The 12742-nt window shown below is 63.4% G+C and carries 8 protein-coding genes; 3 read left to right on the plus strand and 5 right to left on the minus strand.

Going from position 1 to position 12742, the window contains the following annotated elements; genetic code table 11:
- The 3 genes from Q0K00_RS09435 to uraH all read left to right on the plus strand — a co-directional run.
- Positions 1–816 (plus strand): S41 family peptidase (locus tag Q0K00_RS09435; RefSeq protein ID WP_297228896.1); only part of this gene is annotated, 816 nt, incomplete at its 5' end.
- 19 nt (positions 817–835) lie between these two features.
- The gene (locus Q0K00_RS09440) at positions 836–2062 is read left to right on the plus strand and encodes a divergent polysaccharide deacetylase family protein (protein WP_297228898.1); all 1227 of its coding nucleotides are present in this window, start codon (positions 836–838) and stop codon (positions 2060–2062) included.
- A gap of 102 nt (positions 2063–2164) precedes the next feature.
- Positions 2165–2575 carry a hydroxyisourate hydrolase gene (gene uraH / locus Q0K00_RS09445; RefSeq protein WP_297228900.1) on the plus strand — a complete coding sequence of 137 codons (411 nt, stop codon included), beginning with the start codon at positions 2165–2167 and terminating at the stop codon, positions 2573–2575.
- 391 nt (positions 2576–2966) lie between these two features.
- Here the strand turns inward: uraH and Q0K00_RS09450 are convergent, their stop codons facing one another.
- The 5 genes from Q0K00_RS09450 to htpG all read right to left on the minus strand — a co-directional run bounded on the left by Q0K00_RS09450 (position 2967) and on the right by htpG (position 12282).
- Complete coding sequence (locus Q0K00_RS09450) at positions 2967–4676, minus strand: FAD-dependent oxidoreductase (RefSeq protein WP_297228902.1); 1710 nt, start codon at positions 4674–4676, stop codon at positions 2967–2969.
- Positions 4677–4707: 31 nt separating this feature from the next.
- On the minus strand, positions 4708–6660 hold the full coding sequence (gene selB, locus Q0K00_RS09455; protein ID WP_297228904.1) for a selenocysteine-specific translation elongation factor: 1953 nt from the start codon (positions 6658–6660) through the stop codon (positions 4708–4710).
- A 128-nt stretch (positions 6661–6788) separates the two neighbouring features.
- Positions 6789–8156 (minus strand): GGDEF domain-containing protein, encoded by a 1368-nt coding sequence (locus Q0K00_RS09460; protein ID WP_297228906.1) that lies wholly within the window; start codon positions 8154–8156, stop codon positions 6789–6791.
- 531 nt (positions 8157–8687) lie between these two features.
- On the minus strand, positions 8688–10007 hold the full coding sequence (locus tag Q0K00_RS09465) for a sensor domain-containing diguanylate cyclase (protein WP_297228908.1): 1320 nt from the start codon (positions 10005–10007) through the stop codon (positions 8688–8690).
- 358 nt (positions 10008–10365) lie between these two features.
- Entirely contained in the window at positions 10366–12282 is a 1917-nt protein-coding gene (htpG, locus tag Q0K00_RS09470) for a molecular chaperone HtpG (protein ID WP_297228910.1), read from the minus strand.
- Positions 12283–12742 lie beyond the last annotated feature (460 nt).

The following is a 12742-nucleotide window of genomic DNA, read 5'->3' on the forward strand; positions in this document are numbered from 1 at the left end:
ACCCTGCTGCGCACCAACTCCAAGACGCCGCATACCGTGCGCATCGTGCGGGATGCCATCCCGCTGGTGAGCGTCAAATCCCGCAAGCTGGAAGACGGCTACTACTGGGTGCGCCTCTCGCGTTTCGCTGAGCCGACTTCCGAAGAACTGCGCAAGGCGCTGGCCCAGGCCATCAAGGACAGCAAGAAGGACGGCCTGCGCGGCATCGTCCTCGACCTGCGCAACAATCCCGGCGGTCTGCTGGATCAGGCCGTCGAGGTGTCGGACATGTTCCTGTCCTCCGGCGACATCGTGTCCATCAAGGGGCGGGACAATGCCATGCAGCGCGTATACACGGCCAGGCAGCAGCCCGACGACATGGCCGACGTGCCGCTGGTGGTGCTCATCAATGCCGGTTCGGCCTCGGCATCGGAGATCGTGGCCGGGGCGCTGCGCGATCACAAGCGGGCGCTGATTGTCGGTGAACGCTCCTTCGGCAAGGGGTCGGTACAGAATCTCATCCCGCTGATGGACAAGTCCGGTCTCAAGCTGACCGTGGCCCTGTACTATACGCCCAACGGCAGCTCCATCCAGGCCGAAGGCATCGTGCCGGACGTGGATGTGCCCTTTGAGGCGCCCCGCGAACAGGATAAGGAGACCGAGCGTTTCCTCGTGCGGGAAAAGGACCTCAACCGCCATCTGGAAAACAGCAAGCAGAGCGGCCAGGGCAAGGACAAGGCGGCCAATGAAGGGCGCGAGCAGCTTGAACGGGACAACCAGCTGCGCATGGCGCTCAATCTGGTGAAGAGCCTGCCCCGGATGCGCAACATCAAGTAGCGGCCGGGCCATGCTGGATATGGGCAGTTCCCCCGGGACACGCCGGACAGCGGGCAGACGCGCCACAGCATGGCGTCTGCTGCTCTTCGGCGTGTTCTGGTTCGGCCTGTCGCTGGGCATAGGGCTTTGGTCGCTGGGGCAGGAAGGCCCCGGCGCGCCACGCTTGCTACGGGAGCAGGGGGGACTGCATCTTCAGGCCCTGCGGCATCGGGCCTTCCTGGCTGTCCTCGAACGGGCGGCGGAAGGCGTGCCCCACGCTCGTTTGTATGAGGTCCCCCCGCCCGGCGGCGACGGCGTGCCGGAATACGTCATGGAAGGGGCCAACGCTCCCTTGCGGCTGGCGCTGGGTATGCAGGAACGGGTGGCGCTCTGGCGTCGTTCCCTGCATCCGAAGGCGGAGTCGCCCTTGCTGCAGCCTGACGAAGAGCCAAAGCTCGTCTGGAGGGATGACGGCAGTCTGGAAGCCCGAGTCAACGAACAGCCCGTCCTGCGGATCCGCTTCCCCGGGCACGAGACCCAGCTCGGCGCTTTGGCCCGGCCGCTGGGCCCGGCTTCGCTGGTCATCGTCATCGACGACATGGGACAGCGGCTGGATACGGCGGAAGAGCTTTCCGCTCTGCCGTTCCCGGTGAACTTCGCCGTCTGGCCCCATGCGCGGCGGGCGGAGGATGTGGCGCGGCTGGCGCGGGAGCGCGGCATCGACATCATCGCGCATCTGCCCATGCAGCCCCTGCGCCGCGAGCGCGGCAAACAGCCGGACGCCGGGCCGCATACTCTGACGGACGATATGAGCGCCGGCGAGATGCGTGCCGTGCTGGACGCCGCTTTTACGCGCCTGCCTACGGCCATCGGCTTCAACAATCATATGGGGTCGCGCTTTACCGGCAGCCGCAACGGCTGTCGGCTGCTGTGCAGCCTGTTGCGCGGGCAGGGGCTGTTCGTGCTGGACAGCATGACGCAAAACCATTCCGTGCTCTGCAAGGAGGCCCTCCAGCAGGGGCTTGTGGGGGCCGAGCGCAGCGTTTTTCTGGACAATGACCGCAAGGTCCCGTCCATCCTGGCCGCGCTGGACCTTGCGGCCGCCAAGGCACAGCGGCAGGGCGTGGCCATCGCCATCGGCCACCCCTATCCCGAGACCGTGAAGGCCCTCCGGCAATGGCCGGTGGCCGCCGGGCGGGAGGGCGTTGCCGTAGTGTCCCTGCGGCGGCTGGTCTGGCATCTGGCCGTAGAGCGCGACGGACGTTGACCCTCGCCGCCCCTTTTTTCTTTCGGGCGTGCGCCCGATCACGGCGCGCATGGACCCGGCGTGCCATACTGGCACAGATACCTGTAACCTTACGGAGGTCTTATGAAGTGGCTCGTTCATGCCTGCCTGGCGCTGGCGCTGCTGGCGGTGGGCGCGACCGCCGCCCATGCGGACGCCTATCAGCTTTCCACGCATATTTTGGACATCACCCGCGGTAAGCCGGTCCCGGGAGTGGAGATCGTCCTTTTCAAGATCGATACGGCCAAGGACATCTGGGTCAAGGTGGCCGAAGGCCGGACGGACGAGAATGGCCGTGTGGGCAACTTCCTGCCCGGCGTGGGCAATGACGGCACCTACAAGCTGCGTTTCGAGGTGGCCCCCTATTTCAAGGCCCATAACGAGCCGTCGCTCTATCCCTTTGTGGAGATCATCTTCGCTATCGAGGGATCGGGACATTACCATATCCCCATCACCATGTCGGCCAACGGCTATTCCACCTATCGCGGCAATTAGCCTGAGCCTCCGAGGCAACGGCGCTGCCCGCACAGGAGCGCAAGGGCGCGTGGCGGAGGATTCCCGCCCGTGCCCTTTTTTATGGCTTCCGCCAGTTGATGAGCACCCAAGGTGCGAAATAGAAGACCACCCGCCATGCGGGTGGTCTTCATGTCGTCGTGGATCGCGACAGGCGCGTGATGTCTTGTGGGGTTGCGTTGTCATGCGTTGCCCCGAGCAAAAGTTTTGGGAAGGGAGAGGGGGAGCGCGAGGGGGAGAGGGAGAACCGTTTTTCAAAACGGTTTCCCTCTCCCCCTCGCAAAAAACATCCTCTTGCAAAGAGAGGCCGGGGGGCCTCGCGCGACGCGTGGGGCCCCGGCCGTTTACAAGCGCAGGGAGTGCCTGTCAGCTGTTAGGGCTTGAGGCCCATTTTCATGACGGCCTGCATACCGCCCATGCTGTTGCAGAGGTCGGTGACGCCGTGGCGGGCCAGCACCAGGAGGGTGTCGTAGGCGCGCAGGCCGGTATTGCAGATGAGGGCCACCGGGCGATCCTTGGGCACTTCATTGACGCGGGCGCGGATCTCTTCCAGCGGGATGGAGTGCCAGTCGGGGTACTGTTCCTGCACGGCCTTGCCGGCCTTGGCCGGGCGGGCGTCGATGAAGAAGACGTTGTTGTCCGCGCGGTTCTGCCAGAGTTCCATGAATTTGTCGGCGGTGATGGGGGTGAAGCGCCCGGCCAGCACGTTGTCGGCCACGTTGGCCACCACGTTGACCACGTCCATGGCTCCGGCGAAGGGCGGGGCGTAGCTGATCTCCAGATTGGAGATGTCGTCCACCGTGGGTTTGGCGAACTGGAGGGCACCGGCCACGGCGTCGATGCGGGCCTTGAGGGCGTCGCCGGCGGTGCAGGCTCCCTGCATCCCGAGGACGCGACGGCTGGCCTTGTCCACTACGATCTCCAGGCTCATGAGCTCTTTTTCGGGATAGAAGTGGGCGCGGTCCACCTGTTCCACGCTGACGGACACGGCGTCGAAGCCTTCCTTGCGGGCCTTGTCGATGGTGAGGCCCACGCCGCAGAAGGACATGTCGAAGAGTTTGACGATCCAGGTTCCCACGTAGCCGGGGAAGGTGGCCTTGCCGCCGGCAAGGTTGGTGCCGATGACGCGACCCTGCCGGTTGGCCATGCTGCCCAGAGGCAGGTAGCCCGGTTTGCCGGTGATGAGGTTGGGGATGGAGACGCAGTCGCCGCCGGCGTAGATATCCGGGTCGGAGGTCTGCATGTACTCATTGACGGTGATGGCGCCGAAGGGGGTGACGTCGAGGCCGGCATCCTTGGCAAGCTGGCCGTTGGGGGTGAAACCGGCGGCAAAGATGACGAGCTGGGCTTCGATCTCCCGCTTGTCGGTCACGACCTTGCAGACCTTGCCGTCCTTGCCTTCCAGGCGCAGTACCTTCTCGCCGGTGTACACGTCGGTATTGTGCTTGGTGCAGTCCACGGCGGCCATGCGGGCGAGCTGGGCGGAGAGCACGCCGGGCAGGATCTGATCCATCATCTCCACCACGGAGACCTTGACGCCCCACATGTCCGCCAGGGCCACGGCCGCTTCCAGACCGATGAAGCCGCCGCCCACGACCACGGCCTCTTTGACGGACCCGTTCTCGCAGGCATGGCGGATGGTCTCCGCCGCTTCCAGACGGGTCAGGGAGAGGACGTTGCCGAGGTCATGGCCTTCCACAGGGGGCACACGCGGGCTTGCGCCGGTGGCCAGGACCAGCTTGTCGTAGGAGAGGGTATCCTCCTCGCCGGTGACCACGTTTTTGACGCGCACAAGCTTGGCAGCGCGGTCGATGGCGGTGGCGCGCGTCTGGATGCGCACCGTCACGTCCTTGAGTTCGGCAAAGAACTTGGGATCGCGGATGACGTTGTACGGCGTGGCGCGCAGATCGTTGACCGTGTTCACTTCGCCGGAGACATAGTAGGGGATGCCGCAACCGCCGTAGGAGATGTTGACGTTCTCGTCGATGAGGGTCACTTCGGCGTCGGGCAGGAGGCGTTTGCAGCGGCAGGCCGCTTTGGGGCCGAGGGCAACGCCGCCGATAACAAGGATCTTCTGAGGCATGTCGTTTCTCCTCTTAGGAGTTGAGGGGGAATCAGGACGGCTGACGCGAGCGCAGATGCCGCGCGTCGCCGACTCTGACGGTGATCTTTTCCCTGTCCATGTATTCGAGCAGGGCAATGAGAAATTTGCGCGACAGGCCGGTGATCTCCTTGAGGCCGGCAAGGCCGAGATCGTCGTGGCTGGCGAACCACTGCCGTGTGCGGGACAGGATCTCCTCCAGCGGCCCGGCGGCATAATAGAGGCCGTCCGCCACGCGGACGAGGGCCTTTTCCTCGCAGAGCAGGCGCAGCATGGGGGCGGCGTCCTTCTGGCTGACGTTCAGATCCGCCAGCACGTCCTTGAGGTTGGGCGGGGCCATGCCGCCCGCTTCATGGGCCGCCAGCAGCTTCTGCCGCAGGCCCTGCTGATCGCTTGCCAGCGAGACGGTATGCGAGGGCAGACGCAGGCCGTCCCCTTCCGCGACGAGCAAGCCTTTTTTGACCGCGCTTTCCAGAACGCGCTGTACCAGACGGGGCGGGAGGTCCTTGCTCCAGCCCGCGCAGATGGCGCCTTGTCCGTGGCTCGGCTTGAGAGGATGCTTGCGGTGCAGCTCCGCGGCGCGCGCGCAGGCCCATTGCATGAGCTGATCGAAGGCCGCGCCGTCTATCCACTGGCGCTGTTCGCGGTTCCAGCAGATCAGCTTGCCCCGTGAGGCCAGGTCTACGAGCAGTTTATGCAATTGCGGGGCGGGTAGACCGGAGAGCGCCTGCAATGTCGGGACATCGCAGCCCATGACGTATCGGATGTCCATGATGGCCAGTACAAGGGCCATGCCGCCGTCCTCGGCCAGGCGGGCGGGCGTCGCCAGGCTGGCAAGCTGGCGGAACAGTTCCAGATCATGGGCGCGGCGCGGGTCGCGGGCGCGCAGTTCCGGCGGCAGGGGGGAGACGATGCTGCCGCCCGCCACGGTACGCAGAGGCGAGTAGGCCCGGATGACGCAATGATCCCCGAAGACGCCGGCCAGCGGCTGCGGGAAACGCAGTTCCGCCAGACAGCTTTCGCCGGGAGCAAGGCGATCCCGATCGAAAAAGACGACGCGTGCGGCGCATTCCTGCGTGCCGTGATGGAAGTGGACCTCCGTGCGTTGACGCAGGGCGCGCGGCGCGGAGGGCAGGCAGGTCAGCTGCAGCAGCCAGCGGCGGGAGGAAAAGAGCGTGCCGGGACGGGCCAGCACCTGTCCCCGGCGCAGGCTGTCCGTATCCGTGCCCTGGACATTGACGGCGCAGCGCTGCCCCGCGCGCACCACTTCGGCGGGCGCGCCGTGACGTTGCAGGGAGCGGGCGCGGACGGCGATGCCTTCGGGCATGGCGACGAGTTCTTCCCCGCTTTCCAGACCGCCGGAGATGACGGTGCCGGTCACCACTGTTCCGTGCCCCTTCATGCCGAACATGCGGTCGATGGGCAGGCGGAAGAGGTCCGTGGGGCGGCGGGGCGGGATCTCGGCCGCGCAACGGTAGATATGGGCGCGCAGGGCCTCAAGCCCCTCGCCGGTGACGGAAGAGACGGGAAAGACGGGGGCATTTTCCAGAAAGCTCCCCTTGAGGAAATTTCGGATGTCTTCCTGTACCAGTTCGAGCCATTGGGCATCCACCATGTCGCACTTGGTCAGGGCCACAAAGCCGCGGTCGATGCCGAGCAGGGTGCAGATGTCGAGGTGTTCACGGGTCTGGGGCATGACGCCTTCATCCGCGGCGATGACCAGCATGACGAAGTCCACCCCCGCCGCGCCGGCTACCATGTTTTTGACGAAACGTTCATGCCCCGGCACATCGACGATGCCCAGCCGTTCCCCATCGGGGAGCTCGGCCCAGGCAAAGCCCAGTTCGATGGTGATGCCGCGTCGTTTTTCCTCTTCGAGGCGGTCGCAGTCGATGCCGGTCAGCGCGCGCACCAGCGAGGTCTTGCCGTGATCGATGTGTCCCGCCGTGCCCAGTACAAGCGCCATGAAGCAGCTCCTTTGCGCAGAGAGCGCGTGGAAGAATCGCACTGGATATAGCCTGTTCCGGGGACAAGCGCAATGCCGTTGCCGCTCCGGCAGGGAAAAAACGTCTCTGTCACTTCCGCCGCCCGTGTTCAGGCGCGGCTGGAGCAGCGACTATCCCGCTGTCTGATGGGCTTTCCGGTATGGTATTCCAGCCAGCAGCGCAGGAAGGTGAAGGCATCGGCATGGTGCAGGCGCTTTTTTTCCTGCATACGGATATCCGCGGCGTGTATGGTGCTGTAGAGATCCGCCGCGTCTTCGCCGTTCCAGGTGGCATGGCCGATGCCGAGGAAGAGCGGCAGACTGCTGTTGTTGCGGTTGTAGGTCCGCAGGGACTGCTGGATGGCGAGGGTGTGTTCCTCGGCCTGATCGGTGGTACAGGTAGGCAGGATGATGATGAATTCATCCCCTCCCAGCCTGATGAGGCTGTGCGGGGCGCGGATGCTCCGTTGCAGGAGACGGCTGGCCTCGATGAGCAGGCGGTCCCCCTGATCATGCCCAAGAGTGTCGTTGATGAGCTTGAGGCCGCTGACGTCGCAATAGATGACGCTCAACGGCAGGGAAAGCCTGCTGTTCCACGAGGGGGCGTTCTGGGTGAGGAATTCGCGGTTGTAGAGGGCCGTGAGCGAGTCGGTGAACGCCTTGTTGCGCAGACTGACCTGTATCCTGTGATGCAGGGAAAGGTCCGTATGCAGGGCGATGATGCGCGTGGCCATGTTCCGCGCATCCCGCTGGACGACCTGTCCGCGCTGCATGACCCAGAGGAAGCGACCTTCCTTGTGGCGGAGGCGGCAGCAGCATTCAAAGTAATCGCCGCGTTCCGCGGTCAGGGCGATGGCGCGCTGCAGGTTCAGGATATGCGCCCGGTCATCGGGGTGCAGGGAGTCGATCCAGGAATTGACGTCGTTGGGCAGCTCTACCTCGTCGGCATAGCCCAACATGGCCCGGTAGTGCTGATTGAAGAAAAAGGTATCCGTTTGCGGGTTCCAGTCCCAGAGGCCGTCTTCTGATGCGAAGGGGAAGGGCAGGGACCCTTGATCCGGCAGGGGGAAGAGAGGACTTTCCTCCTCGGGCGGAAGCATGGCGGCCCGACGATCCGACGCGTTGACGCCGTACAGGCTGCCGCCGACCATGATGGCCCGGTGCTGTTCGTTGCGCAGCAGTACCGCGCCGCGCGCCACGAGTACGCTGCCCTGACGCGGGCCGCTACGCACAAGAAAGGTGTACCGCAGACGGTCACCCATGTCCGCATTGTGCAGGATATCCTCAAGACTGGTATTCTCGCCTATGGAACCGAACATGTCGCGGATCTCACCGCGCAGGATGCTGGTTCGTTCCGGCGGCAGGCCCAGCAGGTGACCGCAGGTCGCGTCGAGGTGGATGAGATCCCTGTCGCCGTTGTAAAACCAGAATCCGCAATTATCCGCTACGCCGTGGGGGGAATGGGGACTGCAGATCATAGGGTCGAATCTCCGACAGCGGAATGTCCTGCATCAGGTTGAAGTTGGGTGCCCGTTTTACTGTCTCTATTGTACAAATTCGGCATGGTCTGTCAACATGGCGGCGATATGCGGCCAAATTGACGGCAAAAAATGAAAGTTTTGATGTGAAAATGCTATTTTACGGGATGACGGCATGTTGCGGGAAACAGAGACGGCCGCAAAAGGAAAGTGGGATGCCGGATGACGAAAATGACGGCGAGGCCCTCCGGCAGCCGGTTCCGGCGGCAGCCACTCTGCCCCCAGAGGTTGGGACCATTGTCTTGCCGCTGAGGGAGGGGCCGTATGGCGTCACCGGCGGAAAAAGAGATCTTACCGTATGCCGGTGGGCTTCGTCCGATATGTTTTCGATACCTTGCCCCGCAAAAACGTCCAGTGGAAAGGGCAAAACGCAATGCGACGGTACAGTGCCGCCCGGCCAAGAGTGAGGGGAGGAACCGCGTTTTTCCCGCGTATGGCTTGAAACTCGAAGCGCTTCAAACCGAAAATGCTTTAGGCATCGCGGCGGGAGTCGAACAACGAGACCGGATGGCTGGTGAGGCTTTCCAGCCAGCGTTTCAGTTGCTGATAGGTCGTTTCGTGGGCAAGGGCCTTGTTGCGGAGCATCTGATGGTCCGCGCGGGCGATGGTGTCCGAAATGTCCGTGGCCTCGGCTTCCAGCGTGGCGTGCCCCACGGAGATGAAAAGAGGCATGCAGCCTTCGGTGCTGTTGTGCTTCTGGATGGTCATCCGCAGGTTGAAGACCAGTTCCTCCGTCTGCAGGGCGGAACAGTGAGGGAACACCACAAGGAACTCGTCGCCTCCCTGCCGGATGGTCACATGCGGCACCTTGAAGCTGTTCTTGAGCAGGTGCGCGGCGCTGATGAGCAGGGCGTCGCCCACACTGTGTCCCAGCGTGTCATTGACCAGTTTGAGGCCGCTGACATCGCAGTAGAGGACGCTGAGAGGCAGGTGTGGCGGCTGGGCCCAGTCCTTGATGTGCATATCGAGACTGGCGCGGTTGCCGAGACCGGTCAGCTGATCGGTATAGGCTTTCTCCAGCAGGTTTTCATGGTCCTGCTGTGAGGTGGAGATATCGGTGATCATGCCCATGACCCGCAGCGCGCGTCCCTGGGCATCCCTACGCAGGACCTGCCCGCGGCAGAGTATCCAGAGATAGTCCCCCTTTGCTCCCCGCAGACGGAAAGTGCACTCAAAGTAGTTGGCGCCGTGCGGCTCGACGATATTGTACAGGGCGCGGTTGGCCCGCACGCGGTCATCCGGATGGATGATGCCTTCCCAGGCCTCCATGCTGTTGGGGAATTGCAGGGGCGAGTAGCCCAGCATGGCCCGAAAGCGCGGGCTGTATTCCACCCGGCCCGTCTTGGGGAACCAGTCCCACATGCCGTCGCCGCTGATGTCCAGCGTCAACAGGGCCATATCGGGATTGACGCCGGGGTCATCCACGCCGGTATCGCTCAGCAGGCGGATATTGCCCACGAGGCTCAGGGCCCGGCCCGCGGCGTCCCGCCCCATGACCGAGGCGCGCACGGCGCATTGCCGCCCGCTGTATGGCCCGGCATAAAGCGTGATGCTGCACAGGAGCACGTCCCCTTCCGACGGACTTTCGACCACCTGCTGAAAGAGGATCTCCTCTTCGGGATCGATGCACAGCAGGTCGCGCAGTTCGCCGCGGGGCATACTGCGCGAGGCGGCATTGGCACACCCCACAAGCGCCAGGCTGTCCCGATCCAGCCAAAAGGTATCCCGCGCCGGGCTATACTGCCAGAAGCCGGGCAAAAGGGTCGTCGGGGAGGAAAGCAGAGGACTCACAACAGGCTGCCTGTCTCTTTTCCAATAAGAAGGATCGTTTCCTGATAATGTACGGAATGCGGTCGGGGGCGTCAACAGTTATCCGTCGGAAAGCAGGGAACCGGCAGGCAGGGCGACGAGGCGGTCCGTTCGGGAGACGTGAAAAGGGGCAGGGACGCCGTCCGTCCCTGCCCCGTGAAGTCATGTCGTCATCAATAGGGCGGATTCGCATTGAAATCGTGTCTAATTTCAATGCTGACGCTGCCCTCACACTGCGGAAAAAGCGTGGTTTTTTCCGTGTGTTCGGTTGCGGATAGTCGCTCTCGCGACTACCAGAGCAATCCACATTTTCAATGTGGAATTGCCCTAGCGGCGTGGCTCAGGCCAGATGGCGCACCTCGCCGTACCAGGCGGCGGCCTGTTCCAGCAGGGCATTGCTGCGGGCAGCCAGGGCCTGCGGGTCCTTCAGGTAACCGTCCTGCAGCAGGCAGGCGTCAAAGAGGCATTCCACCATCTCGCTCAGGGTCTTGTCCGCGGCATCGGCCTTGTACATGCGGAGCAGGCTGCGCAGGAGCGGGTGATCCCGGTTCACTTCCAGCACCTTGACGGGCAGGGAGTCGTCCTTCTGCATGACGCGCAGGAATTTTTCCATGCTGGAGGTCATGCCGCCGTCGGCCGAGACCAGCACGGCCGGACTTTCAGCCAGACGATGCGATACGCGTACGTCCTTGACGCGCTCTCCGAGGATCTCGCGGATGTGGGCCAGCAGCTTGTCGAAGGCGGCGTTGTCGTCATCGGAAAGGGGAGCGGCAGCGGGTTTGTCCGCATCGGCCTTGTCGGCAAAGGCATCCAGCGCGTCGTCGGCCGCCGTCTCCACGGATTTGAACTCCCATTCCTTGTAGGCGTGCAGGCCGTCCATGAGGAACTCGTCCACCGGTTCATAGAGGAAAAGCGTCTCGATGCCCTTCTTGCGGAAGCGTTCCAGATGCGGGCTCAGGCGAGCGGCTTCCCGGTTGGGGGCCGTGACGTACCAGATGGTCTTCTGGCTTTCCGGGGCACGGGCCATGTACTCGTCCAGGCTGCTCAGAGCCTCGGCGTCCTCGTGGATGGAGGTATTGAAGCGGAGCAGGGCGGCCACACGTTCCCGGTTGGGGAAGTCCTGATAGCCGAGCTTGAAGACCCGGCCGTGCAGCTTCCAGAAGCGGGCGTATTTTTCGGCGTCATTGGCGGCCAGTTTTTCCAGATGGCCGAGGAGCTGCTTGACGATGGTCTGATGGATCTTGCGCAGCACCACGTTCTCCTGCAGCGTCTCGCGGGAGATGTTGAGCGGCAGGTCCTCGGTATCCACCACGCCCTTGAGGAAGGCGAGGTATTCCGGCAGAAGCTCCTTGTTACGGTGCTGGATGAGCACCCGGCGGCTGTACAGGTCAAGACCCCAGTAGTCGCGGTCCATGCCGAAGATGTCCTGCGCGGCATCCGGGATGTAGAGCAGGGCATTGAACTGCACCGGCGCGTCCACGGCGATGTGCAGCACGTCCAGCGGGGCCTTGTTGTCGTAGGTCAGGTGTTTGTAGAAAGCGTCGTACTGCTCGCGGGTGACGCTGCTCTTGGGTTCGCGCCAGAGGGCGGGCTGCGTGTTGATCTTGTCCTCACCCACGAAGATGGGGAAGGGCACGAAGGCGGAATGGTTGCGGATGACGGTCTCCACCCGGAATTTTTCGGCAAACTCCGCGGCATCTTCCTTGAGGTGCACGACGATGCGCGTTCCGCGCTTGAGCTCCCCGGCCTCGCAGGGACTGACCTCGAACGTGCCGAGCCCGTCGCTGATCCAGACATGCGCCTGGCTGTCCTCGCCAAAGGCGGGCAGGGAGGTCACTTCCACCTTGTCGGCCACCATGAAGACGGAATAGAAGCCCACCCCGAAACGGCCGATGATGTTGGCCGCGTCCGCGGCCTTGCCGTCGGCGGCCTGCGCGTCCAGCTCGGCCAGGAAGGCCTCGGAGCCGGATTTGGCGATGGTGCCCAGATTTTCGGCCAGCTCCGCGGCGCTCATGCCGAGGCCGCTGTCCATGATGGTGAGGGTGCGGGCCTTTTCGTCCAGCGTGATGCGGATCTCCAGCGGCAGATCAGGCTCGCGCGGCGTTTCGCCGCGGCTGGTGCGGAAGCGCAGCTTGTCCAGCGCGTCCGAAGCGTTGGAGATGAGCTCGCGCAAAAAGATCTCACGATTGGTATACAGAGAATTGGTGAGGATGCGCAAAACCTTGCGCACCTCGGCCTTGAATTGCTGTTCAGCCATGATGCAGCCTCCTGTCATGAATACCCCGTGAAGTAAGTCCCCCAGAGGATTCGTCAAGTCCGCATGTGGAAAGGGGAAGATGGTTTTTGGGTGGGGGAAGGGCCCCTTTGTGGACAAAGGGGCCCTTCCCCCACACCCCCATCCCCCCAAAAACTTTGCTTGTCCAGACGCCGAACGCCGTCCCCCCCGGGGCGACGCCCGCCCACAAGTCAGGATCTGTACAGGACAAGATGAGCGATACCCTCCACACACCGTCCCGCGTCCCCATATCCCGCTTGCAGCCTCAAGATATGCCCATATCTTTTTGCGGCTTCTCCCTCCGTCAGCCATCGCTGCGACTCGGCAGGGGAAGACACGTTACCGCCCCTTTCCAGCAACGTGCTTTCTAGGGTCAGGACTCATTATTTCCATACGCTTCAAAAAAGAGTAGGTATGGAGACGGAGGTTACCATGTCTACTC

The organism is uncultured Desulfovibrio sp. (assembly GCF_944327235.1).
In the GTDB taxonomy this organism is placed as follows: Bacteria; Desulfobacterota; Desulfovibrionia; order Desulfovibrionales; family Desulfovibrionaceae; genus Desulfovibrio.

Bases quoted from the DNA above. Each gene is read 5' to 3' on its own strand.
- Q0K00_RS09440 (WP_297228898.1), top strand. From the start codon at position 836: ATGGGCAGTTCCCCCGGGACACGCCGGACAGCGGGCAGACGCGCCACA.
- uraH (WP_297228900.1), top strand. From the start codon at position 2,165: ATGAAGTGGCTCGTTCATGCCTGCCTGGCGCTGGCGCTGCTGGCGGTG.
- Q0K00_RS09450 (WP_297228902.1), bottom strand. From the start codon at position 4,676: ATGCCTCAGAAGATCCTTGTTATCGGCGGCGTTGCCCTCGGCCCCAAA.
- selB (WP_297228904.1), bottom strand. From the start codon at position 6,660: ATGGCGCTTGTACTGGGCACGGCGGGACACATCGATCACGGCAAGACC.
- Q0K00_RS09460 (WP_297228906.1), bottom strand. From the start codon at position 8,156: ATGATCTGCAGTCCCCATTCCCCCCACGGCGTAGCGGATAATTGCGGA.
- htpG (WP_297228910.1), bottom strand. From the start codon at position 12,282: ATGGCTGAACAGCAATTCAAGGCCGAGGTGCGCAAGGTTTTGCGCATC.